The organism is Cellulomonas sp. JH27-2, from assembly GCF_014837175.1.
GTDB lineage: Bacteria > Actinomycetota > Actinomycetes > Actinomycetales > Cellulomonadaceae > Cellulomonas.
Genome location: NZ_JACYFR010000001.1, coordinates 621,059 through 645,373 on the forward strand (window position 1 = coordinate 621,059; position 24,315 = coordinate 645,373).

The following is a 24,315-nucleotide window of genomic DNA, read 5'->3' on the forward strand; positions in this document are numbered from 1 at the left end:
GGCGTCAGCGCTGGGCCAGCAGGTCCATGATGTCGTCCAGCTGCGGACGGGCCCAGTCGTGCTGGGCGGTGTCGGTGTGCGCGCGGTACACCGTCTCGATCACCATGACGAGCATGAGGTGCAGGCAGTAGAGCCGGCGGCGGAGCAGCTGGGACTCGGTCAGCTCCGGCCAGCCGTACCCGCGCATGAACGCGGTCGAGTCGCCGAACTGCGGCAGGACGAGCGCGGTGAACCCCGCCTCCATCAGCGGGTCGCCGTACAGCGCACGCTCGTGGTCGATGATGCAGGCGATGCGCCCGTCACGGACCATCACGTTCGAGTCCCACAGGTCCCACTCGACGAACCGCGGCTCGGTGACCTCGTCGAGCACGTACGCGTGCGTGGCCAGGGTCGCGCGGACGTCGTCGTACGCGTGCCCGATGTCGACGCCGCGCGCCTCGCCGTCGCGCAGCACGTCCTCCACGATGCCGGTGAACACCACCCGCCACGACGAGTCCCCCGGGCCGGCGAGCGGCCCGAAGCGCTCCCCGACGATCGCGTTGAGCTCGCGGTTCGCGGCGCCGAGCTGCTCGTTGTACGCGTCGGCCTGCCCCGGGTCCAGCGCGTCCTTGACGATGCCGAAGTTCTCGCCGTCGACGTACGGCATGAAGAACCAGTCCGCGTCGATCAGGTCGTGGCTGGTGTCGGCGTGGTCAACGCGCGGGACGGGGACACCGGTCTGTGCCTCGATCAGGGCCAGCGACGCGAGCTCGATGCGCATCGCGCCGCGCTCGTAGGTCATCACCTCGACGTCTGCCGGCGGAGCGATCTTCAGCACCACGTCCCGCCCGTCCCGCAACGTGATCCGGTACGCGACGTTGAACCAGCCGTGCCCCAGCTCCTGCACCCACGGCCCCTCGGGCTCGGTCGGGACCTGGTCGGCGCCGTAGGCACGCGCGACCATCGCCTGCAGCGTGGCGCGGGACTGCCGGTTCTTGGTGATGCTCTCCACGTGCGGTGGGCTCCTCGTCTCGGTCCGGCGGCGGTGCCGGGTGGTCTCAGTCTCTCGTCGGCCAGGTGGTGCTCGTGACCACCTCGACCGCGCGGGCCAGGTCACGTGGGTCGCGTGGTTCGGTGTCGAGCGCGGCGTGGATCGTCAGGCCCTCGACGAGCGCGTCCAGGACACGCGCGGTGGTCGGGTCGAAGTGCCGCTCGAACGCATGCCGCGAGCGCGCCATCCACGCGTGCGTCAGCTCCCGGTAGGCGGGGTCCCGGGCGGCCAGCGTGTAGAGCTCGTGGGTCAGGACCAGCTCGCGGGGGTCCACGAGCGGGTCGGCCGTGATCATGTCGACGACCGCCTGGCGGGCCTGCTCGACCGTCGTCGCCCGCGCCATGTACTCCTCGAAGCGGTCGCTGACCCGGCGGGCGAACCGCTCGAACGCCACGCGCAGGAGCTCGTCGACGTCGGCGAAGTGGTATGTGATCGAGCCGAGCGGCACGTCCGCGGCCGCCGCGATGCGCCGCGTGGAGGCGCCCGCGACCCCGACCTCGCCGATCACCTGCAGGCACGCGTCGATGATCCGGTCGCGGCGCTCGGGGTCGTACCGGCGGCGCCGCACAGGCTCGGGATCAGGCTCGGCCACCACGTCAGTCTTCGGTGATCTCGCGGACCACGCGGGCCGGGTTGCCGACCGCGACGACGTTCGCGGGCAGGTCCTTGGTGACCACCGCGCCCGCGCCGACGACGGTGTTGTCGCCGATGCTCACGCCGGGGCACACGATCACGCCGCCGCCCAGCCAGACGTTGTCGCCGAGCGTGATGGGCCTGGCGGCCTCGAGCTTGTCGCGGCGCGGCTGCGGGGCCACCGGGTGCGTGGGCGTCAGGAGCTGCACGTTGGGGCCGATCTGGCAGTCCTCGCCGATCGTGATGGTCGCGACGTCGAGCGCGGTCAGGTTCGAGTTGACGAACGTGCGCGCGCCGACGTGGATGTTCTCGCCGTAGTCGACCGCGAGCGGCGGCTTGATGTACGCGCCCTCGCCGAGCGTCCCGAGCAGCGCGACCAGGTGCTCGCGGGCGTCGGGCTCCCCCGCCGACTCGGCCCGGTGGTACTCGGCAACCAGCCGCATCGCCTCGCGCGCGATGCGCTCGTTGTCCGGGTCGTCGGCGATGTACAGGTCGCCCGCCAGCATGCGCTCGCGGTTGGTCCGGGGGTCACCGGCGAAATAGTCAGGCGCGCTCATGTGGTCGATCGTACACATGATGCGTACGGTCGACCACAACGCCCTGGTCGGCTTCCAGTCGGGGGCCGCGAGTAGCGTGGACGACGCATCGAGCGCGGGCCGCGCGCCGACCACCAGGAGGCCTCATGGACGAGCCGACCGACAGCCCCGCCGTGATCTCACCGGCCACCTTCCACCGCGCGCCGGGCGTCGCGGACTGGCGCGTGACGTCGACCGGGCCGCAGGCCGTCTTCACGGCCACCTCGCTCGCGGACGCGTCCCGTCTCGTCGCGCCGGTCGTCGCCGCGGCCGAGCGCTCGGGCGTCCTGCCCGACGTCGACCTGCGCCCCGAGGCCGTCGTCGTCCGCGTGCCGTTCCGCGACCTCGAGGGCATCCCGGCCGCGGCACCCGCTTTCGCCGCCGAGGTGTCCAGGGCGGCCGCCGAGCTCGGGCTGCCGGCCGACCCCGCCCGGGTGCAGGCGATCAACCTCTACGTCGCGCGGCACTCCGGCATCGACGTGCGCCCGTTCTTCACCGCCGCGCTCGGCTACGACGAGCTCGGCGAGGGCGATGCCGTCGACCCGCTGCGCCGCGGTCCGCTGCTCGCGTTCAACCCCATCGCCGGTGACGTCCCCGGCCGTGGACGCACGCACCTCGACGTCTTCGTCCCGGCGGATCAAGCCCGGTCGCGGGTCGACGCGGCGCTCGCCGCCGGCGGCCGGCTCGTCGACGACTCGCACGCCCCGGACTGGTGGACGCTCGCGTCACCGGACAACCACGGCATCGACATCGCCGCCTGGATCGACACCACCGACTGAGCGGGCGTGGCGCCGCGTCTAGCATGCGAGGCATGACCGCAGCGCCCGACGAAGGCAACCGCGACCGCATCCTGGCCGCCGCGCGTGGCCAGTTCGCGGCGCGCGGGTTCGGTGGGACGACGATGCGCGCGATCGCCGCCGAGGCGGGAGTCGACGTCGCGCTGCTCGCGCACTACTTCGGCAACAAGGACGGCCTGTTCGCCCAGGCCATCGCGTTCCCCGCGCCGCCGGCGACGATCCTCGCCGGCGTCTTCGCGGGCCCGCGCGACGAGCAGGCCGAGCAGCTGACGCGGCGCTACCTGGGCCTGTGGGAGGACCCCTCCACCGCGCTCCAGATGCAGGTGCTCACCCGCTCGGCGATGGCCGACGAGACGGCTGCGGCCCGACTGCGCGAGATCGTCGGCGGGGCGATGGCGGACGAGCGCGTCGCCGTGGCCCTCGAGGGTCGCCGCGCCGGGTTCGTGACGGCGATGGCCCACCTGGTCGGAGTCGCGGTCGCGCGGCACCTCGCGCGCGTGCCGATCCTGTCGACGATGGACTTCGAGGCGGTCGTCGCCCGGACCACGCCCGCGGTGCGGCTCCACCTCGAGACGCCAGACTGACGTCAGGCGCGCGCGAGCACGAGCATCCGCTCCTCGATGGTCGCCGCGACCGGCTCGATCGCCCCGTCGATGCCGGCGGCGGCCAGGATCTCGCGCACTCGCGCCGGGTCGGTGTCGGCGACGCGGACCGCACGCCCGTCCAGGATGACGGGGACGCCGGCCGCGTTGAGCGCCGCGAACGTCGCGGACCAGTCGTCGGTCCGCACCGACAGCGCCCGGGTGTCGCCGACGACGTCGGCCTCGCTCCCCTGCGCGACGAGCTCACCGTGCGACATGAGCAGCAGCCGGTCGCACTGCTGCGCCTCCTGCATGTAGTGCGTGGTCACCAGGACGCCGACACCCTCGTCGGACTGCGCCCGGATCGTGTCCCACAGCCGAGCGCGGGCCAGCGCGTCGACGCCCGACGTCGGCTCGTCGAGCAGCACCAGCTCCGGGCCGTGGCTCAGCGCGGCGACGAAGGCCGCCTGCCGCTGGGCACCGAGCGGCATGGATCCCACCAGCACCTTCGCGTACGGCAGCAGGTCGTCGGGCAGCGAGGGAACAGCCGTGCCGTACGTCTCGGCGACGAAGTCCAGGTTCTCGGCCAACGTCAGGTCCCGGTACAGGCCCAGGTTCTGCGGAACGTACCCGACGCGGCGGCGCCGCTCCCGGTTGGGCGGCCCGCCGAGCATCGTCACGGCACCGTCCGAGACCGGCAGCAACCCGAGCAGCATCCGCATCAGGGTCGTCTTGCCGGCGCCGTTGGCGCCCAGCAGCCCGACGACCTCGCCGTGGCCGACCTCGATCGACACGTCGCTGACGGCCGTGAAGTGCCCGAACCGGCGCGTCACGGCGTCGGCGCGCAGGGCGACGTCGCCGCTCACGCCGACACCCCCGCGAGCCGGCGAACCAGGGACAACGCGATCACGATGTCCTCGAGGTCGGGGGCGACGACCTCCCGGTCGGCCGGCGCGTCGTCGTCGGGCCAGTACTCGTGCCGGTCGTGGCCCCGCCGCCACGACCACTCCTCACGCACGGGGGTCGGCGCGCTGGTCACGGTCCCGGAGAAGGTTGCGCGGACCTCGTCGTACGAGCCCTGCACCAGCACCTCGCCGCCGTCCAGCACCACCAGGTGCCCCGCCCGCTCGGCCTCGTCGAGGTAGGTCGTCGACATGATCACCGCGGCACCCGACGCGGCCTCCTGCGCGATGAGCCGCCACAGGTCGATGCGGCTGACCGGATCAACGCCCGTGCTGGGCTCGTCGAGCACGACGAGGCGCGGGCGGTGGACGATCGCCATGAGGAAGCCGAGCTTGCGGCGCATCCCGCCGGACAGCTGGGAGGCGAGCCGGTCCTTCGCCGCGGTGAGGTCCGCGGCCGCGAGGAGCTCGGTGCGTCGCTCGTCGCGCGCCGCACCCGTCAGCCCGTACGCACCCGCGGCGAAGTCCAGGTTCTGCGCGACGGTCAACGCCGCCCAGCTCCCGGACGAGGCCGGCAGGAACCCCAGCTCGGCCTTCGCCGGCGCGCTCACGTTCCCCGCGTCCGGGCTCACCTCGCGCACGAGCGTCCGCAGCAGCGTCGTCTTGCCTGCGCCGTCGCCGCCGACCACCGCCACGACCGTCCCGGCCGGGACCTCGACCGTGACGGCCCGCAGCGCGGTCGTGTCCCCGAACGTCACGCTCACGTCCTCGACGCCGAACGGCATGCCCGCGCCGTGCGCTGTCATGCCCGCGCCTTGCGCTCTGGCGCGAGGTCCCGACGGAACCGCAGCGTGGCCGCCGTGAAGATGACGACGGCCATCACGGTGAGCACGACGAACGACGGCCACAACGAATCGATGCCCGCGCCGCGCAGCATCACGCCCTGCGAGATCTTCGTGAAGTACGTCAGCGGCAGGATGTAGCCGATCCACCGAACCCCGGCGGCCATCGCGTCGAGCGGGAAGATCATGCCGGACAGCAGGATCTGCGGGAGCAGGACGAAGAACGCGCTCTGGATCGCCTGGCCGGCGGTCTGCGAGATGGTCGAGATGAACACGCCGATGCCGAGCACGGCGAACAGGAAGATCGCGGCCCCCAGGGCGAAGACGAGCACGTTGCCGTTGAACGGCACGTCGAACAGCAGCATGCCGAGCACGGTCACGACGGCCATGTCGATCGCGGCGAGCAGGAAGTAGGGCGCGATCTTGCCCAGGATCACGGTGCCCGGTTTGATGGGCATCACCGCGAGCTGCTCGAGCGTGCCCGCCTCGCGCTCCCGCACCAGGCCGATGCTGGTGACGATCGTGCCGATGAACGTGAGGATCAGGCCGATGATCGCGGGCACCATCACCCACGCCGTCGTGAGGTCAGGGTTGTAGAGGACCTCGGGTTCGATCTTCCCGGCGGTCGCGTTGACCGCGCCGAGGATGGACTGAGCGGCGAACAGGTTCGAGCCGTCGATCAGCGCGGTCGGCGTCCCTCCACCCGTCGTGACGACCGCGACGTCGACCTCGTCGTCGCGCAGCAGGTCGCGCGCGTCGGCCTCGGTCGCGTCCGCGTCGACGGTCTCGACCTCGAAGAAGTCCGGAAGTGACGCCGCGACCTGCGCCGCCTGCGGCCCGACGACCGCCGCGGAGACGTGGTCGACGTAGAAGTTGGCGGCGTACCCGAAGATGACCAGCAGGATCAGCGGCAGCCCGACGAGCAGACCCAACGTGCGCCGGTCCCGCAGCAGCTCGCGGAACTCCTTGACGATCATCGCCCTCATGCTCGGCACGCTAAGCCCACCGAGCGCTCAGGTCAACAGTTGTTGAGCACTCAACTGCCTGCGTACTCGTCGTCGGACACGTGGTCGAGCCACACGGTCGACCCCGCCGGGTCGTCGGCGTTCTCGGACATCGCCAGGTGGGTCATGAAGTCGTCAGGCGTAGCGCCGTGCCAGTGCTCCTCGCCGGGCGGGCAGTAGACCGTCTGGCCGGGCAGCACACGCACGACGTCCTGCCCGCGCGACTGCACGAGCGCGACGCCGGACAGCACGTGCAGCGTCTGGCCACGGGCGTGCCGGTGCCAGGCGGTGTGGGCGCCGGGCGCGAAGCGCACCAGTCCGACGACCATGCGCTGGTCGCCCTCCTGCGGCGTGGTCAGCATGTCCACCCAGACGTCGCCCGTGAAGCGCTCGGGCGGGTTCTTGACGGTGGGCTGCTTGTCGATGATCCGCATCAGCGGGCCTCCATCGGGGAGTCGGCGGCGGTCAGGGTGGTCGCGGCCCAGGACGCCAGCAGGGCGAGCCCGTCGGCCGAAGGCGACGCCGGCACGGCCGTGTAGACGTTGAGCTGCAGCCCCGGATCGGCGGGCAGGAGCAGGGCCTCGTAGTCGAGCTCGAGCGTCCCGACCGCCGGGTGGTGGAAGACCTTGGTGCCGGAGCGGTGGTAGCGCACGTCGTGCGACGCCCAGAGCCGGCGGAAGTCCTCGCTGCGCGTGGACAGCTCGCCGACGAGGTCGGTCAGGCGCTTGTCGTAGGGGTTGCGGCCCGCCTCGGAGCGCAGGATCGCGACGCCGTCGTGCGCCATCCGCTCGGCCTTCTCCCCCCAGAACGCGCGCGCCCCGGCGGGGTCGAGGAACTGGAAGCGGGCCGTGTTGACCGGGCGGCCGGGCGTGTGCGTCGGCGAGTCGTACAGCGGCGCGTACAGGGCGCGGCCCAGCAGGTTGGCGTGCAGGACGTCGAGCCGCCCGTTGCGCACGAACGCGGGCGAGCCGAGCGCGTCGACAACTCGCCTCATCGCGGGACGGAGCACCGCGGCGGGTGCGTGCCGGGCCCGCGAGCGCGCGGCGCCCGACGCGTTCGCGGCACGGGCCAGGTCCAGGAGGTGTCCCCGCTCGGCCTCGTCGAGCTGCAGCGCCTCGGCGAGCGACTCCAGCACGTCCTCGGAGACGCCCGCGAGGTTCCCGCGCTCCATGCGGGTGTAGTAGTCCACGCTGACGCCGGCCAGCATCGCGACCTCCTCGCGGCGCAGCCCCGGCACCCGGCGGTTGCCGCCGTACGCCGGCAGGTTCGCCCGCTCGGGGGTGAGGCGCCCGCGGCGAGTCGTGAGGAACTCGCGGGTCTCGGCTCTCAGGTCCATCCCTCGACCGTACGGTCCCGGGAGCGTCGTCGGGAGGTACTGGCGGTACCGGGCACGACCCGCCCTCCCACACCGCGCGCCACGTCCCTAGCGTGGAGGTCATGACGACGATCCCCACCCTCACCCTGAACAACGGCGTGACCATGCCGGCCCTCGGGTTCGGCGTGTTCCAGTCGAAGCCCGACGAGACCGTGACCGCGGTCGCCACCGCGCTGGACACCGGCTACCGGCACGTCGACACCGCGGCCGCGTACGGCAACGAGCGCGAGGTCGGCCAGGCGATCCGCGAGTCCGGGCTGCCACGCGACGACGTGTTCGTCGAGACCAAGGTCTGGGTCTCCGACTACGGCTACGACCAGACCCTGCACGCGTTCGACAAGGCCACCGGCAAGCTGGGCGTCGACCGGCTCGACCTGCTGATCCTGCACCAGCCCGCTCCCGACCGCTTCGACCTGACGGTCGGCGCCTACCGCGCCCTGGAGAAGCTGCTCGCCGACGGCGGCGTCCGCGCAATCGGCGTCAGCAACTTCATGCCGCACCACCTGGAGTCCCTGCTCGAGCAGGTCGAGGTGGTCCCCGCGGTCAACCAGGTCGAGCTGCACCCCTACTTCTCGCAGCCCGCCGTGCAGGCGGCGGACGAGCAGCACGGCGTGCTCACGCAGGCGTGGTCGCCCATCGGCGGCATCACGTTCTACCCCGGCTGGGGCGACGACACCCGGCGCAGCACGCTCGACGACCCGACGATCGGCGGGATCGCCGCCGCGCACGGCGTCACGCCCGCCCAGGTCATGCTGCGCTGGCACCTCCAGCAGGGCCGCTCCGCGATCCCCAAGTCCGTCACCCCGTCGCGCATCGCGGAGAACTTCGACGTCGCCTCCTTCGACCTCACGGCCGACGAGCTCGCGGCGATCGACGCGCTCGACACGGGCGTCCGCGGCGGCCCGGACCCCGACGTCCCGCGGCCGGAGTTCTTCGCCCGCGAGATCCCCGAGGCCTGACGGTCGCTCTCCCCCGACCGACCGACGGCACCACCACCCACGGAGACACTGTGCTTGCCACCTTCATGTACGGCGCGGGCGACGTCCGAGTCGAGACCGCCCCCGACCCCGTGATCCTGCAGCCCACCGACGCGGTCGTCCGCGTCGTGCGGGCCTGCGTGTGCGGGTCCGACCTGCACGGCTACCACTCGATGGAGCCCACCACGACCGCCCGGCCGATGGGCCACGAGCTCATCGGTGTGGTCGAGGAGACCGGCTCCGCCGTGCCGACGCTCCGCCCCGGCGACCTCGTCGTCGCACCGTTCGCCTACCAGGACAACACGTGCTCCGTGTGCCGCGACGGCTTCCAGACGGCGTGCCCGCACGGCGGCTTCTACGGCAACCGCGAGACGGGTGGCCTGCAGGCCGAGCGGGCCAGGATCCCGATGGCCGACGGCAGCCTCGTCGTCGTCCCGGACACCGACCCGGCCACGGCCGACCCGGCGCTTCTCGCCTCGCTGCTGGCCCTGTCCGACGTCTACCTCACCGGTCACCACGCCGCGCACATGGGCCGCGTCGAGCCGGGCAAGACCATCACCGTGATCGGCGACGGAGCCGTCGGCCTGTCCGCCGTGCTCGCTTCGCGGCGGCTGGGCGCCGAGCGGATCATCCTCATGGGCCGGCACACCGACCGCACCGACCTGGGCCGCGACTGGGGCGCCACCGACGTGGTCGCCGAGCGCGGCGACGAGGGCGTCGCGCGGGTCATGGACCTGACCGACGGCGAGGGCTCGCACGTGGTGCTCGAGGCGGTCGGGCTCATGCCCGCCTACGAGCAGGCGTTCGGGATCGTGCGTCCCGGCGGCGTCATCTCCCGGGTCGGCGTCCCGCAGTACGAGGAGGCGCCCGTGGGCTTCGGGTCGTTGTTCGGCAAGAACGCGACCCTGACCGGCGGCCCCGCTCCCGTACGCGCGTACCTCGAGGACGGCATCGCACAGGTGCTCGCGGGCGAGATCGACCCCGGCCGCGTCTTCGACCGCGAGCTGCCGCTGGCCGACGCCGCCGAGGCCTACCGCCTCATGGACGCGCGCGAGGCCCTCAAGGTCGCGCTCCGGCCGTGACGCCCCGCCCGTGATCCCGACCGAGAGGACCAGCATGCCCACCTGGAACGCCGACCAGCTGACCGCGATCGACGCCGACGGCGAGCTGCGCGTCGCCCCCGACCGACCGGACGGGTCGCGTCAGGCGCCGCGGATCATCTGGCACGTCGTCGTCGACGGCGGGCTGTACGTCCGGTCCGCGCACGGTGCCGACGGCGCCTGGTACCGGGCGGCGCTGCGCACCGGCACGGGCTCGATCGACGCCGGTGGCGTGCGCGCCGACGTCGCCTTCACGCCCGACGACACCCACGACGACGCGATCGACGCCGCGTACCGCACCAAGTACGGCACCGGCTCCGCGGTGCAGTCCATCACCAGCAGCACCGCCACCCCGACGACCCTGCGCGTCGACCCGCGCTGAGCAGGAGGAACGATGCCCACCCCGACCGCCCAGGCCAACCACCACGCCCTGTTCCCCGGGCACGTCTCGACGCTCGCCGTCACCGACCCCGAGCTGATCGACATCTTCGACGACATGGCGTTCGACGAGGTCCTGGAGAACAGCGAGCTCGCGCCCCGCCTGCGGCTGATCATCACCCAGCTCGCGGCGCTGATCGGCGTGGGCGCCACCGCGGAGCTCCGGGCGATGCTCGGCGCCGGCCTGGCCGTCGGCGTCACGCCCGTCGAGGCCAAGGAGATCGTCTACCAGTCCGTGCCGTACGTCGGCATGGGGCGCGCGTTCGACATCCTGCACGCGACGAACGACGTGCTCACCGCCCGCGGCGTCGAGCTGCCGCTGCCCGGCCAGTCGACGACGACGCGCGAGACCCGCGCCACCGACGGCCGCGCCGTGCAGGAGCGGATCGTGGGCGCCGAGCGGGTCGCGGCCATGTACGCCAGCGCGCCCGACGACGAGCAGCACATCCAGCGGCTGCTGTCCGCGCACTGCTTCGGCGACCACTACACGCGCACCGGCCTCGACGTCCCGACGCGTGAGCTGGTCACCCTCGCGCTGCTCGTCGGGCTGGGCGGCGCCGACGCCCAGGTGCGCGGCCACGTCACCGCCAACCTGAACGTCGGCAACGACCGCGCCGTGCTGATCGACGTCGTCACCCAGCTCGTGCCGTTCGTCGGCTACCCCCGCACGCTCAACGCGCTGGCCGCGATCGACGAGATCGCCCCCGCCGCCTGACCGAAGGAGAACCTCATGCAGTACCGCGCGCTCGGCCGTACCGGCGTCCAGGTCAGCCCGCTGACCCTCGGGGCGATGATGTTCGGCCCGTGGGGCAACGACGACGAGGCCGACTCGATCCGCATCATCCACCGCGCCCTGGACGCGGGGATCAACGTCGTGGACACGGCCGACGTCTACTCCGCGGGCGTCTCCGAGGAGATCGTCGGCAAGGCGATCGCCGGCCGTCGCGACGACGTCTTCCTGGCGACGAAGTTCTTCATGCCGATGGGCGACGACCCCAACCACCGCGGCGGCTCGCGCCGCTGGATCATGCGCAGCGTCGAGGACTCGCTGCGGCGGCTCGGCACCGACCACATCGACCTCTACCAGGTGCACCGCCCCTCCCCCGACACCGACGTCGCCGAGACCCTCGGCGCACTGACGGACCTGGTCCGCCAGGGCAAGGTCCGCTACATCGGCTCGTCGTCGTACGCGGCGTCGCAGATCGTCGAGGCGCAGTGGGTGTCGCGCGAGCGCAACCTCGAGCGGTTCGTCACCGAGCAGCCGCCCTACTCGTTGCTCGTGCGCGGGATCGAGGAGGACGTCCTGCCGACCGCACGGCGCCACGGCATGGGGACGCTGACCTACTCGCCCCTGTCCGGCGGCTGGCTCTCGGGCCGCTGGCGCAAGGACGCGGCGTCCAGCCCCACGTCGTCCGCGCGCCCGAACGCCCGGTTCGACATGTCGTCGCCCGCCAACCAGCGCAAGCTCGACGTCGTCGAGGACCTCGCCCTGCTCGCCGAGGAGGCCGGGCTCTCGCTGCTCGAGATGGCCATCGCGTTCGTCGTCCACCACCCCGGGGTCACGTCGGCGATCGTCGGCCCCCGGACCATGGAGCAGCTCGAGTCGTACCTCCCGGCGGCCGAGCTCACGCTCACCAGCGACGTGCTCGACCGCATCGACCAGATCGTCGCGCCGGGCGTGACGCTCAACCCGGACGACAACAGCTACGGCGCCGACGAGCTGCGGGTGGAGAACCGGCGGCGGTGACCCCGGCACCCACGGTAGACCTGCACGTCTACCCTGGGTAGATTCTCCGCATGTCCCTGAACATCAAGAACGAGCGGACACATGCGCTCGTCCGGCGGCTCGCGGACCTGACGGGCCAGTCGCAGACGGCGGCGATCGAGGACGCCGTCGCCCGCCGGCTCGCCGACGTGGAGGCATCGACCGCAGCGGCAGCGGTCGACCAGCAGTGGGCAGACGTCGCAGGCCTCCTGGTGGAGTTTCGGGCGGGAGTCACGGCCGACGAGCGGGCGCGCATGCTCGGCGCCGACGACGAGCTGTACGACGAGCACGGGCTGCCGCGGTGATCGTCGACACCTCGGCGGTCGTGGCCATCCTGCTCGGGGAGCCGGGCGCCGACGACCTCGCGCGGGCGCTCCTCGCCGACCCGCACCCCCGGATGTCGGCGGCGACGTACGTCGAGCTCGCGGCCGTGGTCGCACAGCGGTCGTCGCCGCAGCAGCGACGGCGGCTCGAGGCGCTGCTCGACAAGCTGAAGGTCGAGGTCGTGTCCCTCACGCCCGAGCACGCCCGGATCGCCGCCGAGGCCTACCGCGAGTTCGGTCGCGGCAGCGGCCACGCGGCGCGTCTCAACCTCGGCGACTGCTTCTCCTATGCGCTCGCGGCCTCGCGCGACGAGCCGCTGCTGTTCGTCGGCGACGACTTCCGCCACACCGACGTCCGCGTCGCCAACGCGCTCGACTGACCAACGCCACGGGTGGACGTCATCGCTCCCGCACGCCCAGTTCTGCGACCAGGTCCGCGACACGGCCGCGGATCTCGTCCCGGATGCGCCTGACGGCCTCGATGCCCTGACCGGCTGGGTCGTCGAGCTGCCAGTCCTCGTACCGCCGGCCCGGGAAGTACGGGCACGCGTCGCCGCAGCCCATGGTGACGACGACGTCGGACGCCTGGACGGCCTCGGACGTGAGAACCCGGGGTTGGGCGTCGGCGATGTCGATGCCCACCTCGGCCATCGCCGCGACCGCGACGGGGTTGATCTGCTCGGCGGGTAGAGACCCGGCGGAGCGCACCTCCACGCCCTCCCCGCCGAGGGCGGCCAGGAAGCCCGCGGCCATCTGGGAGCGACCCGCGTTGTGCACGCAGACGAACAGGACGCTGGGACGTGGCTCGCTCACGAACGGACCTCCGGTGCAGGGCGGGCGGCGCGGACGACCGCGCCGTGCATCCCATCGGCGACGGGCTGGGTGAGCTCGACCGACGCGTCGCGGAAGCCGACACTCTCCAGCAGGTGAAGGTACTCACTGCGGGACAGCGCCCCCGCGACACAGCCGACGTCGCGGCCGCGCTCGACCCGCTCCTGCACGCTCAACCGGTCCTCCGCGACGACGTCCGAGATCCCGATCCGACCGCCCGGGGCGATGACGCGGAACGCCTCGCGCAGCACGCGCTCCTTGTCCGGCGAGAGGTTCACGACGCAGTTCGAGATCACGACGTCGACGGACTGGTCGGGCAGCGGCAGGTCCTCGATGACACCGAGGTGGAACTCGACGTTGGTGGCCCCGACCTCGGCAGCACTGGCGCGCGCGAGCTCGAGCATCTCCTCGGTCATGTCGACACCGTGGACGAATCCGGTGGGCCCCACGCGCCGGGCCGACAGCAGCACGTCGACGCCGGCGCCCGAGCCGAGGTCGAGCACGCGCTCACCCTCGCGCAGATCGGCGACGTCCAGCGGCGTGCCGCAGCCGAGCGAGACGTCCTGGGACCGGAGCGGGATGCCGACCAGGTCCGTGGCGTCGTAGAGGCGGATGCCGAAGACCTGCTGACCGGATGCGCTGCCGCTGCCGCAGCAGTCGTCGGCAGCGGTTCTCTGAGCCGCCCGTGCGTACCGCTCCCGCACCTGCTCACGGGTGTCACCCATGACCGCCTCCTAGACATCGATGATTGTCGATGCAATGTCCCGCGCGACAGGACCACGTGTCAATATCGACAACCATCGATGTGTGCGTAACCCTGGGGCCATGAGCGCCACGCGGGACCTGCCCGTCGCCCGAGCCGACTGCTGCGGCGCGGAGGCCCCGTCACCGCTCACCGAGGCCCCCGCCACCGACTTGGCGCTGCGCCTCAAGGCGCTCGCCGACCCGACGAGGCTGCGACTGCTGTCGATCATCGCCGCCCATGCCGACGGCGAGGCCTGCGTCTGCGACCTCACCGAACCGGTGGGTCTCGCCCAACCGACCGTGTCGCACCATCTCAAGATCCTCGTCGACGCCGGCCTGCTCACTCGCGAGAAGCGGGGCGTGTGGGCGTACTTCCGTACGGTTCCCGCGGCGCTCGACTCGACGGTCGACGACCTCCGGGCGGTCTGCCGACAGGGCTGAGCCGCTCGACGCCGGGCACGTTCAGCCCAACGCCATCCCCGGGATGCGCGCGCGGATCGCCTCCATCTCCGCCTCGTCGGACACGCCCTGGAAGTCGTACCGCGGGGTGTACGGCGCCTCGAGCCTGCGCACCTGGTCGTCGGACAGGTCGACATCGAGCGACGCGACCGCCTCGTCGATCTGCTCGATCGTGCGCGCACCCACGAGCGGCGCGGTGACGACGGGCTGGCGTCGGAGCCACGCGAGCGCGACCTGCGCGCGGCTGACGCCGAGCTCGTCGGCCACCTCGCCGACAGCCGTGACGATCGCGCGGTTCGAGTCCTGCTCCGCCGGCGTGTAGAGCAGGTCCGCGTAGTCGCCGTCGCTCGTCGAACGCGCGGAGGAACGCGCGTCGTCCCACGCGCGCGCGAGCCGGCCTCGCGCCAGCGGGCTCCACACCACCGTCCCCACGCCCTCGTCCAGGCAGAGCGGGATCATCTCGCGCTCCTCCTCCCGGGCGAGCAGGTTGTAGTGGTCCTGCATCGAGACGAACCGCGCCCACCCGTGCTGCCTCTGCAGGTGCAGGGCCTTGGCGAGCTCCCAGGCGTGCATCGACGAGGCGCCGAGGTACCGCACCTTCCCGGCCCGGACCAGGTCGTCGAGCGCCTCCAGCGTCTCCTCCAGCGGTGTCGCGTGGTCGTTGCGGTGCACCTGGTACAGGTCGACGTGGTCGGTGCCGAGGCGACGCAGCGAGTGGTCGATCTCGGTCATGATCGCCTTGCGGGACAACCCGCGACCGTTGGGGCCGGTCCGCATGGGGTGGCGCAGCTTGGTCGCGACGACGACCTCGTCGCGGTCGGCGAAGTCCTTGAGGGCGCGCCCCAGGATCTCCTCGCTCGACCCGTTCGAGTACATGTTGGCGGTGTCGAAGAAGTTGATGCCCGCCTCGAGGGCGTGCCGCACGAGCGGGCGCGCATCCTGCTCGCCGAGGGACCACACGGGATGACCCCGGTCGGGCTCGCCGTAGGTCATGGCGCCGATGGCCACCGGGGAGACGTCGAGGCCGGTGCTGCCGAGCTTGATGTACCGCATGATGCTCCTCTAGAGTTCCGGAGATGTCTCCGGATACGTTACCGGAGAACTCTCCGGATGGCGAGGTGGTGACGTGGTCCGAGCGGACGCCCGGGAGAACCGGGAGCGGATCCTGGAGGCGGCGCGCGATGCGTTCGCCGCCGACGGGTCCGCGTCGACCAACCAGATCGCCCAGCGCGCGGGCGTCGGGCCAGGCACCCTCTACCGCCACTTCCCCACACGCGAGGCGCTCGTGCTGGCGGTCTACCAGCACGAGGTCGCCCGGATCGTCGACCTCGTGCCGCAGCTCCTGCGCGACCACGCGCCCGTCGAGGCGCTGCGGCTGTGGACCACCGAGCTGGTCGCCGCGATGCGGGCCAAGCACGGGCTGGGCCACGCCCTGGACCCGGCCGCGCAGGCCGCCGTGACCGAGCAGACGTACGACCCCGTCATCGGTGCGATCACGACCTTGCTGGACGCCGGCAAGAGCGACGGCTCGATCCGCGCCGATGCCGACGCGGCCGACTTCCTCCAGCTCACCGGAGCGCTGTGGCGGGCCGCGAGCGGGCCCGAGGACCGGTCGCCCCGCCTGCTCGCTCTCGTGCTCGACGGCCTGCGGCCGCCACCGGCCCGCTGAGCCCGGTGCCGCCCGACGGACCCCCCCGGCCGCGCCGACCGGCCGCTACCGTGGCGCGATGGCCACGGTGCGCGTCAACGGCACGACCCTCGGCGTCGAGTCCTTCGGGCGCGACACCGACCCCGTCGTCCTGCTCGCGGGCGGGACGACGATGCTGTCCTGGCCGGACGCCCTCTGCGAGCGCCTCGCCGCCGGTGGTCGCCGCGTGGTGCGCTACGACCTGCGCGACAGCGGTGAGTCGACGACGGTCGATCCGAGCGCCCCCGACTACACGCTCCGCGACCTCGCGGCGGACGCGGCGGCCCTCGCCCAGGCGTTGGACGGTGGGCCCGCGCATCTCGCCGGGATCGGGGTGGGCGGCATGGTCGCCCAGGTGGCGGCGCTCGACCACCCCCACGCCTTCTCGGCCCTCACGCTGGTCGGCACCCGCCCCGTCGCCCCGGGGCCGCCCGACGACGACCTCCCCGACCACGACCGGTCGACGATGGCCCGGCTCGTCGCCCGACCGGTTCCGGACTGGGCCGACCGCGACGCCATCGCAGATCACGCCGCCGCCGGCGCACGTATCCTCGGCGACGACCCGGAGGAGGCGTGCGCACGAGCCGCACGCATCTGGGACAGGACGCCCGGCACCGCGACGGCGGTCCAGCTGGCGAACCAGGTGGGGCTGGTCTTCTCGAGGCTCGACTGCACACCGAGGTGGCGCGAGCGTCTGCCAGAGATCAGCGTCCCGACGCTCGTCGTGCACGGACGCCGCAACCCGTTCTTCCCCGTGGGCAACGGCGAGGCGATCGCCCGGGAGGTCCCCGGCGCACGGCTGCTGGTCCTGGAGCACGCGGCCACCGCGATCCCGAACGCGGCGGCGCCCGAGGTCGCCGACGCGATGCTCGTGATCGGCTGACGCGAACGGGTGGCCGTCGCCCGAGCGCAGGTCAGCCGCGACGCGTGAGCAGCGGGACGAAGACGTCGTCGACGATCTCGTCGATGACGTCCTCGGGCACCGGGCCCAGCCGCATGACGGCCTCGTTGCGGTACAGGTCGAACGCGACCGAGCGCATCCGGGGCGTCAGGCCGGCCGGCTCGACCTCGCCGCGCGCGATCGCCCGGTCGACGATCTCGTCGAACCGGTTGGTGCGACCGGCGATCATCTCGTCGCGCAGCTGGGCCAGGTTGGTCCCGGTCTCCAGGAAGTAGCCGCCCAGGTAGGCGACCAGCAGCGTCGAGACCGAGGCCCGCTTCTCGTTGGACTGCCGCAGCGCCTGGCGGACGTCGTCGGCGAGGCTGCCCGTGTCCGGCGTGACGAAGTCACCCAGCGCCGTCATCCGGACCACGGCCGCGCGGACGAGGTCGGGCTTGGTCGGCCAGCGTCGCGCGATGACGGGCCGGCTGGTTCCCGCGCGCTGCGCGACCGAGTCGAGGGTCAGCGCGCCGTAGCCGACCTCGATCAGCTCGTCCCACGTGGCCTCGAGCAGCGCGGCCTCGAGCGCGGCGCCGCGGCGTCGGCGGCGCGGCTCGTCGTCGTCCTCAAGATGCACTTGCGCATCCTAACGCGCACCGAGTACCTTCCGAGATTAGAAGCAGCCTCGCATCTTATGAACGGAGCCCGTCATGGCCCAGGACACGGCCGCGAAGCCCGACGAAGCCGGTCTCGACCCCGACCTCAAGCGGCTCGCCACCGCGATCATCGTCGGGGCGATCACCGTCATCCTCGACACCACGATCGTCAGCGTCGGCATCCACGAGCTCGGCACCGCGCTCGATGCGAGCGTCGGCACCATCCAGTGGGTCTCGACCGCGTACCTGCTGGCGATGTTCGTCACCATCCCGCTGTCCGGCTGGGCGCAGGGGCGGCTGGGGTCCAAGACGCTGTGGATCGCCGGCCTGTCCGTGTTCCTGCTCGGGTCGACGCTGTGCGCGCTGGCCTGGAGCGCGCCGAGCCTCATCGCGTTCCGCGCCGTGCAGGGCATCGGCGGCGGGGTCCTCATGCCGCTCATGACGACGCTGCTCATGCAGGCCGCGCACGGGCGGAACATCGGCCGTCTCATGGCCAGCGTCAGCCTGCCCGCAGCGCTCGGCCCGATCCTGGGCCCGGTCCTGGGCGGCCTCATCCTCAACTTCGCGTCCTGGCAGTGGCTGTTCCTCGTCAACCTCCCGATCGGGGCCGTCGGGCTGTGGCTCGCGGCGCGCCGCATCCCGCGCGACCTGCCGGTGCGGCGCGTGCCGCTCGACGTCGTCGGCGTCCTGCTCGTCTCCCCCGGCATCGTCGGCGTCATCTACGGGCTGACGCAGGTGGGCGAGCTCGGCGGGTTCGACCACGCCCGGGCGCTCGTCCCGCTCGTCGTCGGCCTGGCCCTGATCGGCGCGTTCGCGTGGTGGGCCGTCCGACGAGGCGGCGCCGCGCTCATCGACGTCCGGCTGTTCCGGCACGCACCGCTGCGGACCTCGTCCATCCTCATGTTCCTCACCGGCATCGGCCTGTACGGGGCGATGCTGCTGCTCCCGCTGTACTGGCAGGAGGTCCGCGGCGAGGACGCGCTCGGTGCGGGGCTCCTGCTGGTGCCACAGGGCGTCGGCGCCCTGCTCTCGCGCACGATCGCCGGGCGCCTCACCGACTCGATCGGCGGGCGATGGGTCGCCGTGGCCGGCTTCGCCGTCGTGAGCCTCGCGACCGTCCCCTTCGCCCTGGCCACCGAGCACACCGCCATGTGGACGCTCATGCTCGCGCTGCTGGTGCGCGGGTTCGGCCTGGGCGCGGTGTTCATCCCGCTGATGACGATCGCCTTCGCCGGGCTCGAGCGCGACGAGATGCCGCACGCCAGCATCATCACGCGCGTGGCGCAGCAGCTCGGTGGGTCCTTCGGCACCGCGGTGCTTGCCGTGATCCTGGTGAGCACCGCCGCCGGCGCCGCGTCGCTCCATGATCTGGCGAACGCCTTCGACACCGCCTTCTGGTGGGCGGCCGGCTTCACGGCGGCGGCCGCCGCGCTGTCGCTGCTGCTCCCCGGTCGCACCCTTGACCCGCGCTCGGCAGTACCCCTAAGGTCAGCACGTCAGAGCGGGTAAGCGCTTTCTCAGGGGTCATCATGCACCTACGACGACGTTCGGCACGCCTCCTCACCACCCTCACTGCGGCCGCCTTCGCGCTGACCGTCACGGCTGGCGGCGCGTCCGCGCACCCGGGCCGCGACGACCGTCACGCGCCGCACGGCGTGACGGTCTCGGCCGACGGGCACGGCGACTTCACGACCGTCCAGGCGGCCATCGACGCCGCGCCGGAGGGTGCGACGCGCCCGTGGGTCATCGCGGTGCGCCCCGGCGAGTACCACGAGCTCGTCCACGTGCCCGCGACCAAGCCGTTCCTCAGCCTCGTCGGCACCGGCCGGCGCGCGCAGGACGTCGTCATCTCCTACGACAACGCGAACGGCACACCCAAGCCCGACGGCGCCGGCACCTACGGCACCTCCGGCAGCGCGAGCGTCACGCTCGACGGTGCCGACTTCACCGCCCGCAACCTGGCGTTCGCCAACACCTTCGACGAGGCCGCGCACCCGGAGATCACCAACCGGCAGGCCGTTGCCGTCCTGTCCCGCGCCGACCGCCTGGTCTTCGACGACGTCCGGTTCCTCGGCAACCAGGACACGCTCTACGTGAACAGCACCGCGGCCGACGTCGTCGCGCGCGCCTACTTCCGCGACTGCTACGTCGAGGGCGACGTCGACTTCATCTTCGGGCGCGCCACGGCCGTGTTCGACGACTGCGAGATCCACTCGCTCGACCGCGGGTCGGCCACCAACAACGGCTACGTCACCGCCCCGAGCACGTCGATCGCCAACCCCTACGGCTTCCTGTTCACGCACAGCCGCTTCACCACCGACGCCCCCGCCGGCACCGTGTCACTCGGCCGGCCGTGGCACCCGAGCAACGACCCGAACGCGATCGGCCAGGTGCTGGTGCGCGACTCGTGGATCGACGACCACATCGGCGCCACTCCCTGGAGCGACTTCTCGGGTGGCTGGTCCTGGCGCGACGCCCGGTTCGACGAGTTCCACAACCGCGGCCCTGGCGCCGTGGTCACCGCCGACCGCCCTCAGCTCAGCCGCACCGAGGCCGCCGCCTTCACCGTCCGCACCTACCTGCGCGGCTCGGACGGCTGGTCCCCGGAGCACTGCCGCTGACATGGCCCTGGACGCCGAGAATGCCGCGCGAGCGATGCTTTGATGCGGTGATGTACTAACATCACCGCATGAGGACCACGCTCGACATCGACGACGACGTGCTCGCGGCCGCCCGCGCGCTCGCGGCACACGAGGGCGTCTCGCTCGGGCGCGCCGTCTCGGTCCTCGCGCAGCGGGGACGTTCGATGACATCCACCGCACCCGACGGCTTCCCGGTCTTCACGGCCCCCGCCGGCCACGTGATCACCGACGACCTCGTCGCAGCGCATCTCGACGATGCCTGAGAACTACCTGCTAGACGCGAACGTCCTGATCGCTCTCACGAACGCGGGGCACGTCCACCACGGCGCCGCGCACCGATGGTTCGCGACGATCTCGGCGTGGGCGACGACCCCGCTGACCGAGACGGCGTTCGTCCGTCTCACCTGCAATCCCGCGGTCGTCGGCCAGGACGTCGCACCGACGACGGCGATCGGGGCGCTCAGCGCCCTGCGCGCCCAGCCCGGGCATCGCTGGCTGCCCGACGACACCACCCTGGCGGCGCCTGCCGTCACCCTGACCCTCGGTGGCTACCGCCAGGTCACCGACTTCCACCTCGTCAACCTGGCCGCGTCGACCGGAGCCGTGCTCGCGACATTCGACGCGCGACTGCCTGCTGCCCTGACGCCCGGGGACAGGAGGCACGTCCAGGTGCTCGACCCGACCTGAGCGGCGTCCACTACCGGTGCGCCTGCTGGCGGATTCCGGCAAGGAGCAGGTCGAGGCCGGCGCGGAACTGCTCGGCGTCGTCGTGCGCGGCGAACTCGTCGGCGATGTGGTGCAGGAACGGGAAGTCGTCGGCGCCCAGCTCGCGCATCTGGTCGCGAAAGGAGGCGACGAAGACGTCGCGGTCGATGGTGCCGTCGCGCACCTCCTGCGGCGGGTCCTGGCCGCGGTCGGCGGCGACGCCGACGACGAACGCCATGACGGCCGAGACCGCGTCGAACCGCTGCCGCGGGGTGAGGTCGAGGCGCATCGTCTCGCGGCCCATGCGGTCGTAGAGGGTGAGGCCGTTGATCTGGGTGCCCGTGTCCTGCAGGAAGTAGGAGCCCAGCCAAGGGCGGTTGACGGTCGCGGCGTAGAACGCGATCGCGATCTGGCGAATGCCGTCGATCGGGTCCTCGTCGCCACCCAGGTGGGTGGTCTGCGTGAGGACGCCGGCGAGCACCTGGTCTGCCGCGCGCTCCAGCAGCTCGTCCTTGCTGGCGACGTACCAGTAGATGCTGCCGACACCGGTGCCCAACCGGGCCGCGAGCGCCCGGAACGTCAGCCCCTGCTCGCCCGCCTCGTCGAGCAGGGCGACCGCCTCGGAGACGACGGACTCCAGGGAGTGCGACGCCCGTCGTCGACCACCCCCGCCCGGACCTCCACCACGAGCGCTCCCGCCGCGAGCCGGTGGCCGACCGCGTCCCGCCTGTGACGCACCACTCACCGTCTGTTCCCGTCGCATGGTTGCACTCTATCGAACATCGTTCTAGCGTATGGAACAGCGTTCGATGAACGAACACCGTTCTACGGAGGTCCTCCCATGACTACCCTCACCACAGCTCCCACGCCGGCCCGGACGTACCCGTCCCTGCGCGCCGCGTGGATCCCCATGGCGGCGCTCTGCCTCGCCTTCTTCGTCGAGATGGTCGACAACACCCTGCTCACCATCGCGCTGCCGACCATCGGCCGCGACCTCGGCGGCAGCACCACCGCCCTGCAGTGGGTCACCGGCGCGTACTCGCTGACCTTCGGCGGGCTGCTGCTCACCGCCGGGTCCGCCGCGGACCGCATCGGCCGACGCCGCGTGCTCCTGACCGGCCTCGCCGCGTTCGGGCTGATCAGCCTCTTCGTCGTCGCCGTGCACACCTCGGGCGAGCTCATCGCCCTGCGCGCCGCACTCGGGGTCGCCGCCGCGATGATGGCCCCGATCACCAACTCGCTCGTCTTCCGGCTCTTCGACGACCAGGCGCTGCGCATGCGCGCCATGACCGTGATGATCGTCGTCGGCATGAGCGGGTTCATCCTGGGCCCGCTGCTGGGCGGCACGGCCCTGGCGCACGTCGGCTGGCAGTGGCTGCTCCTCGTCAACGCGCCGATCGCGCTCATCGCGTGGATCGGCGTCCGCAAGGGCGTCGCGGCCGACGACCCCGCCGGACTCACCGAGGACAAGCTCGACCTGCCGGGCTCGATCCTCTCGATCGCCACGATCGGCCTCGCCTGCTACACCGCCACGAGCGGCGTCGACCATGGCTGGACGTCAGCCTGGACCTTCGCCTCCGGCATTGGCGCGCTGCTCGCACTGGCCGCGTTCGTGTGGCACGAGAACCACACCGAGCAGCCGATGCTCGACCTCAAGGTTTTCCGCAACGGCATCGTGCGTGGCGCGAGCATCGCTCAGATCGGCACGTCGGTCGCGATGGCCGGCGTCATGTTCGGCCTGATCCTGCACTTCCAGTACGCGTACGGCTGGAGCCCGGTCAAGGCCGGGCTCGCCAACCTGCCGCTCATCGTCACGATGATCGCCGCGACGCCGATCTCGGAGTCGCTGGCCAAGCGCTTCGGCCACCGGGTCGCGTGCCTGGTCGGCGCGGCGCTCCTGGCCGGCTCGATGGCCGGCATGGCCTGGGGCGTCTCGCACGGCTACCTCGCCATCGCGATCTTCATGGTCACCTTCACGATCGGCCTGCGGACCGTCATGACCATCTGCGCCGTCGCCCTCGTCGACGCGATGCCCGAGAACCGCACGTCGCTCGGCGCCGCGCTCAACGACACCGCCCAGGAGGTCGGCACCAGCGTCGGTACTGCCGTCGTCGGGACGCTCATCGCGGTCCTCGTCACCACCGTCCTGCCCGACGGGACCTGGGGCGCCGACCTCGTCGCCTCGTTCTTCCACGGCGAGCGGATCGTCTACGGCGTGCTCGCCGTGGTCGTCGGCCTCATCGCCGGCGTCGGCGCGATGTCGCTCAGCAGCTCGCGCTCGGTCGACGCGCACGCCTGACACGCCGTCGACCTGCACGAACGCCCGCCCGCGAATGCTGGCGGGCGTTCGCGTCCTGCGACACACTCGGGGTGTGACCTTCCCGCGAGCCCGCCGCCCGTACACCTCTGAGATCGCCGCATGAGCGCGGCCCTGACGACGATCGCGCAGGTCGCGATCCTGACGTTCGTCCTCGCGTCCATGATCGGCCTCGGCCTGTCCCTCACGGTGCAGCAGATCGTGACGCCGCTGAAGGACCTCCGGCTCGTGCTGCTCGCGCTGGCGTCGAGCTTCGTCGTCGCGCCCGCGGCCGCCTGGGCCATCGCCAACCTCTTCGGCCTGTCCGACGACCAGTCGCTCGGCCTGCTGCTGCTCGGCGTCGCGGGCGGAGCCCCGTTCCTGCCCAAGCTGGCTCAGCTGGCACGCGGGGCCGTGGCCTACTCGGTGGGCCTCATGGTGCTCCTCATGGTGGTCAGCGTCGCGTACGTGCCGCTCGTGCTGCCGTTCCTGGTCGACGGCGTCACCGTGAGCGCGTGGGACATCGCCCGACCCCTGCTGCTCCTCATGCTCCTGCCCCTCGTCGTCGCGCTGGCCGTGCGGGCCCGGTACCCGGGGTCGGCGTCGCTGGCGCCACGCCTCAACCAGATCTCGACGACGGCCCTCGCCCTGGGCATCGGCGCCGCCGTCCTCGTCGGGCTCCCGAAGATCTGGGACCAGGTCGGCACCGGCGTCATCCTCGCGACGCTGCTGTTCACGGTCGTGTGTCTCGTCGTCGGCTGGCTGCTGGGCGGGTCCGGCCGCGAGCAGCGGGTGGTCACGTCGCTCGGGACAGGTCAGCGCAACCTGTCCGCGGCCCTCCTCATCGCCGGCACCAGCTTCGTGGACAGCCCGAACGTCATTGTGACAGTGATGGTCGCGAGCCTGGTGCTGACCGGGACGCTCCTTCTCGTCGCGGGTGAGCTGGGCAAGCGGGTCGAGGCCGAGGCACCGCCGCACGCGCCCGGTGACGCTGAGCCCGGTCGCTGACGACGGGCGCCTCGGGGCGCTGGGGGCTCGTGCAGCGCCGGCGCCTGGCTCGGGCGCTGCTCGTC

31 protein-coding genes are annotated in these 24,315 nt (G+C 72.2%); 18 read left to right on the plus strand and 13 right to left on the minus strand.

What is annotated here, in order from left to right; all coding sequences use genetic code 11:
- Positions 1 to 4: 4 nt before the first annotated feature.
- Genes IC607_RS02990 through IC607_RS03000 form a run of 3 tightly spaced genes read right to left on the minus strand, consistent with a single transcriptional unit; the run spans position 5 to position 2,220 of the window.
- Entirely contained in the window at positions 5 to 991 is a 987-nt protein-coding gene (locus IC607_RS02990; RefSeq protein ID WP_191785489.1) for an aminoglycoside phosphotransferase family protein, read from the minus strand.
- A gap of 46 nt (positions 992 to 1,037) precedes the next feature.
- Complete coding sequence (locus tag IC607_RS02995) at positions 1,038 to 1,622, minus strand: TetR/AcrR family transcriptional regulator (protein ID WP_370525974.1); 585 nt, start codon at positions 1,620 to 1,622, stop codon at positions 1,038 to 1,040.
- Positions 1,623 to 1,626: 4 nt separating this feature from the next.
- Positions 1,627 to 2,220, minus strand: a complete 594-nt coding sequence (locus IC607_RS03000; RefSeq protein ID WP_191785490.1) for a sugar O-acetyltransferase — start codon at positions 2,218 to 2,220, stop codon at positions 1,627 to 1,629.
- A 125-nt stretch (positions 2,221 to 2,345) separates the two neighbouring features.
- Here IC607_RS03000 and IC607_RS03005 point away from each other — a divergent pair, with 125 nt between their 5' ends.
- Together IC607_RS03005 and IC607_RS03010 are read left to right on the plus strand one after the other, a co-directional pair.
- Entirely contained in the window at positions 2,346 to 3,017 is a 672-nt protein-coding gene (locus IC607_RS03005; RefSeq protein ID WP_191785491.1) for a VOC family protein, read from the plus strand.
- 32 nt (positions 3,018 to 3,049) lie between these two features.
- Positions 3,050 to 3,619 carry a TetR/AcrR family transcriptional regulator gene (locus IC607_RS03010; protein WP_191785492.1) on the plus strand — a complete coding sequence of 190 codons (570 nt, stop codon included), beginning with the start codon at positions 3,050 to 3,052 and terminating at the stop codon, positions 3,617 to 3,619.
- A 2-nt stretch (positions 3,620 to 3,621) separates the two neighbouring features.
- Here the strand turns inward: IC607_RS03010 and IC607_RS03015 are convergent, their stop codons facing one another.
- From IC607_RS03015 to IC607_RS03035, 5 genes are read right to left on the minus strand one after another with little or no spacing between them, the layout of a single operon-like run.
- The gene (locus tag IC607_RS03015) at positions 3,622 to 4,482 is read right to left on the minus strand and encodes an ABC transporter ATP-binding protein (RefSeq protein ID WP_191785493.1); all 861 of its coding nucleotides are present in this window, start codon (positions 4,480 to 4,482) and stop codon (positions 3,622 to 3,624) included.
- Entirely contained in the window at positions 4,479 to 5,324 is an 846-nt protein-coding gene (locus IC607_RS03020) for an ABC transporter ATP-binding protein (protein ID WP_225224304.1), read from the minus strand. The genes IC607_RS03015 and IC607_RS03020 overlap by 4 nt, the downstream gene beginning before the upstream one ends.
- Positions 5,321 to 6,346 (minus strand): ABC transporter permease, encoded by a 1,026-nt coding sequence (locus IC607_RS03025; protein ID WP_191785494.1) that lies wholly within the window; start codon positions 6,344 to 6,346, stop codon positions 5,321 to 5,323. The genes IC607_RS03020 and IC607_RS03025 overlap by 4 nt, the downstream gene beginning before the upstream one ends.
- A gap of 50 nt (positions 6,347 to 6,396) precedes the next feature.
- On the minus strand, positions 6,397 to 6,798 hold the full coding sequence (locus tag IC607_RS03030; RefSeq protein ID WP_191785495.1) for a cupin domain-containing protein: 402 nt from the start codon (positions 6,796 to 6,798) through the stop codon (positions 6,397 to 6,399).
- A complete protein-coding gene (locus tag IC607_RS03035) occupies positions 6,798 to 7,700 on the minus strand; it encodes a helix-turn-helix transcriptional regulator (RefSeq protein WP_191785496.1) in 903 nt (300 codons plus the stop codon). Before IC607_RS03035 ends, IC607_RS03030 begins: the two co-directional genes overlap by 1 nt.
- A gap of 101 nt (positions 7,701 to 7,801) precedes the next feature.
- Here IC607_RS03035 and IC607_RS03040 point away from each other — a divergent pair, with 101 nt between their 5' ends.
- From IC607_RS03040 to IC607_RS03070, 7 genes are read left to right on the plus strand one after another with little or no spacing between them, the layout of a single operon-like run.
- A complete protein-coding gene (locus tag IC607_RS03040) occupies positions 7,802 to 8,698 on the plus strand; it encodes an aldo/keto reductase (RefSeq protein ID WP_191785497.1) in 897 nt (298 codons plus the stop codon).
- A gap of 50 nt (positions 8,699 to 8,748) precedes the next feature.
- The gene (locus tag IC607_RS03045) at positions 8,749 to 9,798 is read left to right on the plus strand and encodes an alcohol dehydrogenase catalytic domain-containing protein (protein WP_370525975.1); all 1,050 of its coding nucleotides are present in this window, start codon (positions 8,749 to 8,751) and stop codon (positions 9,796 to 9,798) included.
- A 34-nt stretch (positions 9,799 to 9,832) separates the two neighbouring features.
- Complete coding sequence (locus IC607_RS03050) at positions 9,833 to 10,198, plus strand: DUF2255 family protein (protein WP_191785498.1); 366 nt, start codon at positions 9,833 to 9,835, stop codon at positions 10,196 to 10,198.
- A gap of 12 nt (positions 10,199 to 10,210) precedes the next feature.
- Complete coding sequence (locus IC607_RS03055) at positions 10,211 to 10,969, plus strand: carboxymuconolactone decarboxylase family protein (RefSeq protein WP_191785499.1); 759 nt, start codon at positions 10,211 to 10,213, stop codon at positions 10,967 to 10,969.
- Positions 10,970 to 10,984: 15 nt separating this feature from the next.
- Positions 10,985 to 12,001, plus strand: a complete 1,017-nt coding sequence (locus IC607_RS03060; protein ID WP_191785500.1) for an aldo/keto reductase — start codon at positions 10,985 to 10,987, stop codon at positions 11,999 to 12,001.
- Positions 12,002 to 12,051: 50 nt separating this feature from the next.
- Positions 12,052 to 12,324: a type II toxin-antitoxin system VapB family antitoxin gene (locus IC607_RS03065; RefSeq protein WP_191785501.1), complete on the plus strand. Its 273-nt coding sequence runs from the start codon at positions 12,052 to 12,054 to the stop codon at positions 12,322 to 12,324.
- On the plus strand, positions 12,321 to 12,722 hold the full coding sequence (locus tag IC607_RS03070; RefSeq protein WP_191785502.1) for a type II toxin-antitoxin system VapC family toxin: 402 nt from the start codon (positions 12,321 to 12,323) through the stop codon (positions 12,720 to 12,722). The genes IC607_RS03065 and IC607_RS03070 overlap by 4 nt, the downstream gene beginning before the upstream one ends.
- Positions 12,723 to 12,741: 19 nt before the next feature.
- Here IC607_RS03070 and IC607_RS03075 read toward each other — a convergent pair whose 3' ends face one another.
- Together IC607_RS03075 and arsM are read right to left on the minus strand one after the other, a co-directional pair.
- On the minus strand, positions 12,742 to 13,155 hold the full coding sequence (locus IC607_RS03075) for an arsenate reductase ArsC (RefSeq protein WP_191785503.1): 414 nt from the start codon (positions 13,153 to 13,155) through the stop codon (positions 12,742 to 12,744).
- Positions 13,152 to 13,898: an arsenite methyltransferase gene (gene arsM, locus IC607_RS03080; RefSeq protein ID WP_191785504.1), complete on the minus strand. Its 747-nt coding sequence runs from the start codon at positions 13,896 to 13,898 to the stop codon at positions 13,152 to 13,154. Before arsM ends, IC607_RS03075 begins: the two co-directional genes overlap by 4 nt.
- Positions 13,899 to 13,998: 100 nt before the next feature.
- On the opposite strand from arsM, the gene IC607_RS03085 reads away from it, so the two are divergent.
- Positions 13,999 to 14,358, plus strand: coding sequence for a metalloregulator ArsR/SmtB family transcription factor (locus IC607_RS03085; protein ID WP_191785505.1), 360 nt, complete (start codon positions 13,999 to 14,001; stop codon positions 14,356 to 14,358).
- 21 nt (positions 14,359 to 14,379) lie between these two features.
- Here the strand turns inward: IC607_RS03085 and IC607_RS03090 are convergent, their stop codons facing one another.
- Entirely contained in the window at positions 14,380 to 15,429 is a 1,050-nt protein-coding gene (locus tag IC607_RS03090; protein WP_191785506.1) for an aldo/keto reductase, read from the minus strand.
- A 73-nt stretch (positions 15,430 to 15,502) separates the two neighbouring features.
- Between IC607_RS03090 and IC607_RS03095 the strand changes: the two genes are divergently transcribed.
- Both IC607_RS03095 and IC607_RS03100 read left to right on the plus strand, forming a co-directional pair.
- Positions 15,503 to 16,045 carry a TetR/AcrR family transcriptional regulator gene (locus IC607_RS03095; protein WP_191785507.1) on the plus strand — a complete coding sequence of 181 codons (543 nt, stop codon included), beginning with the start codon at positions 15,503 to 15,505 and terminating at the stop codon, positions 16,043 to 16,045.
- A 58-nt stretch (positions 16,046 to 16,103) separates the two neighbouring features.
- Positions 16,104 to 16,946: an alpha/beta fold hydrolase gene (locus IC607_RS03100; protein ID WP_191785508.1), complete on the plus strand. Its 843-nt coding sequence runs from the start codon at positions 16,104 to 16,106 to the stop codon at positions 16,944 to 16,946.
- A 31-nt stretch (positions 16,947 to 16,977) separates the two neighbouring features.
- On the opposite strand, the gene IC607_RS03105 is transcribed toward IC607_RS03100, so the two are convergent.
- Positions 16,978 to 17,580: a TetR/AcrR family transcriptional regulator gene (locus IC607_RS03105; RefSeq protein WP_191785509.1), complete on the minus strand. Its 603-nt coding sequence runs from the start codon at positions 17,578 to 17,580 to the stop codon at positions 16,978 to 16,980.
- Between the two features lie 73 nt (positions 17,581 to 17,653).
- Between IC607_RS03105 and IC607_RS03110 the strand changes: the two genes are divergently transcribed.
- From IC607_RS03110 to IC607_RS03125, 4 genes are all read left to right on the plus strand, one after another.
- Positions 17,654 to 19,108, plus strand: coding sequence for an MDR family MFS transporter (locus tag IC607_RS03110; protein WP_191785510.1), 1,455 nt, complete (start codon positions 17,654 to 17,656; stop codon positions 19,106 to 19,108).
- A gap of 20 nt (positions 19,109 to 19,128) precedes the next feature.
- Complete coding sequence (locus IC607_RS03115; RefSeq protein WP_191785511.1) at positions 19,129 to 20,220, plus strand: pectinesterase family protein; 1,092 nt, start codon at positions 19,129 to 19,131, stop codon at positions 20,218 to 20,220.
- A 68-nt stretch (positions 20,221 to 20,288) separates the two neighbouring features.
- On the plus strand, positions 20,289 to 20,504 hold the full coding sequence (locus IC607_RS03120; protein ID WP_191785512.1) for an antitoxin: 216 nt from the start codon (positions 20,289 to 20,291) through the stop codon (positions 20,502 to 20,504).
- A complete protein-coding gene (locus IC607_RS03125) occupies positions 20,497 to 20,928 on the plus strand; it encodes a TA system VapC family ribonuclease toxin (RefSeq protein WP_191785513.1) in 432 nt (143 codons plus the stop codon). The genes IC607_RS03120 and IC607_RS03125 overlap by 8 nt, the downstream gene beginning before the upstream one ends.
- 10 nt (positions 20,929 to 20,938) lie before the next feature.
- On the opposite strand, the gene IC607_RS03130 is transcribed toward IC607_RS03125, so the two are convergent.
- Positions 20,939 to 21,709, minus strand: a complete 771-nt coding sequence (locus IC607_RS03130) for a TetR/AcrR family transcriptional regulator (RefSeq protein WP_191785514.1) — start codon at positions 21,707 to 21,709, stop codon at positions 20,939 to 20,941.
- 78 nt (positions 21,710 to 21,787) lie between these two features.
- On the opposite strand from IC607_RS03130, the gene IC607_RS03135 reads away from it, so the two are divergent.
- Together IC607_RS03135 and IC607_RS03140 are read left to right on the plus strand one after the other, a co-directional pair.
- Positions 21,788 to 23,245, plus strand: coding sequence for an MFS transporter (locus IC607_RS03135; RefSeq protein WP_191785515.1), 1,458 nt, complete (start codon positions 21,788 to 21,790; stop codon positions 23,243 to 23,245).
- 120 nt (positions 23,246 to 23,365) lie between these two features.
- Entirely contained in the window at positions 23,366 to 24,250 is an 885-nt protein-coding gene (locus IC607_RS03140) for a bile acid:sodium symporter family protein (protein WP_191785516.1), read from the plus strand.
- Positions 24,251 to 24,315 lie beyond the last annotated feature (65 nt).

Bases quoted from the DNA above. Each gene is read 5' to 3' on its own strand.
- IC607_RS03000 (WP_191785490.1), bottom strand. From the start codon at position 2,220: ATGAGCGCGCCTGACTATTTCGCCGGTGACCCCCGGACCAACCGCGAG.
- IC607_RS03005 (WP_191785491.1), top strand. From the start codon at position 2,346: ATGGACGAGCCGACCGACAGCCCCGCCGTGATCTCACCGGCCACCTTC.
- IC607_RS03010 (WP_191785492.1), top strand. From the start codon at position 3,050: ATGACCGCAGCGCCCGACGAAGGCAACCGCGACCGCATCCTGGCCGCC.
- IC607_RS03020 (WP_225224304.1), bottom strand. From the start codon at position 5,324: ATGACAGCGCACGGCGCGGGCATGCCGTTCGGCGTCGAGGACGTGAGC.
- IC607_RS03025 (WP_191785494.1), bottom strand. From the start codon at position 6,346: ATGAGGGCGATGATCGTCAAGGAGTTCCGCGAGCTGCTGCGGGACCGG.
- IC607_RS03030 (WP_191785495.1), bottom strand. From the start codon at position 6,798: ATGCGGATCATCGACAAGCAGCCCACCGTCAAGAACCCGCCCGAGCGC.
- IC607_RS03035 (WP_191785496.1), bottom strand. From the start codon at position 7,700: ATGGACCTGAGAGCCGAGACCCGCGAGTTCCTCACGACTCGCCGCGGG.
- IC607_RS03040 (WP_191785497.1), top strand. From the start codon at position 7,802: ATGACGACGATCCCCACCCTCACCCTGAACAACGGCGTGACCATGCCG.
- IC607_RS03050 (WP_191785498.1), top strand. From the start codon at position 9,833: ATGCCCACCTGGAACGCCGACCAGCTGACCGCGATCGACGCCGACGGC.
- IC607_RS03055 (WP_191785499.1), top strand. From the start codon at position 10,211: ATGCCCACCCCGACCGCCCAGGCCAACCACCACGCCCTGTTCCCCGGG.
- IC607_RS03060 (WP_191785500.1), top strand. From the start codon at position 10,985: ATGCAGTACCGCGCGCTCGGCCGTACCGGCGTCCAGGTCAGCCCGCTG.
- IC607_RS03065 (WP_191785501.1), top strand. From the start codon at position 12,052: ATGTCCCTGAACATCAAGAACGAGCGGACACATGCGCTCGTCCGGCGG.
- arsM (WP_191785504.1), bottom strand. From the start codon at position 13,898: ATGGGTGACACCCGTGAGCAGGTGCGGGAGCGGTACGCACGGGCGGCT.
- IC607_RS03085 (WP_191785505.1), top strand. From the start codon at position 13,999: ATGAGCGCCACGCGGGACCTGCCCGTCGCCCGAGCCGACTGCTGCGGC.
- IC607_RS03090 (WP_191785506.1), bottom strand. From the start codon at position 15,429: ATGCGGTACATCAAGCTCGGCAGCACCGGCCTCGACGTCTCCCCGGTG.
- IC607_RS03100 (WP_191785508.1), top strand. From the start codon at position 16,104: ATGGCCACGGTGCGCGTCAACGGCACGACCCTCGGCGTCGAGTCCTTC.
- IC607_RS03110 (WP_191785510.1), top strand. From the start codon at position 17,654: ATGGCCCAGGACACGGCCGCGAAGCCCGACGAAGCCGGTCTCGACCCC.
- IC607_RS03115 (WP_191785511.1), top strand. From the start codon at position 19,129: ATGCACCTACGACGACGTTCGGCACGCCTCCTCACCACCCTCACTGCG.
- IC607_RS03120 (WP_191785512.1), top strand. From the start codon at position 20,289: ATGAGGACCACGCTCGACATCGACGACGACGTGCTCGCGGCCGCCCGC.
- IC607_RS03125 (WP_191785513.1), top strand. From the start codon at position 20,497: ATGCCTGAGAACTACCTGCTAGACGCGAACGTCCTGATCGCTCTCACG.
- IC607_RS03130 (WP_191785514.1), bottom strand. From the start codon at position 21,709: ATGCGACGGGAACAGACGGTGAGTGGTGCGTCACAGGCGGGACGCGGT.
- IC607_RS03135 (WP_191785515.1), top strand. From the start codon at position 21,788: ATGACTACCCTCACCACAGCTCCCACGCCGGCCCGGACGTACCCGTCC.
- IC607_RS03140 (WP_191785516.1), top strand. From the start codon at position 23,366: ATGAGCGCGGCCCTGACGACGATCGCGCAGGTCGCGATCCTGACGTTC.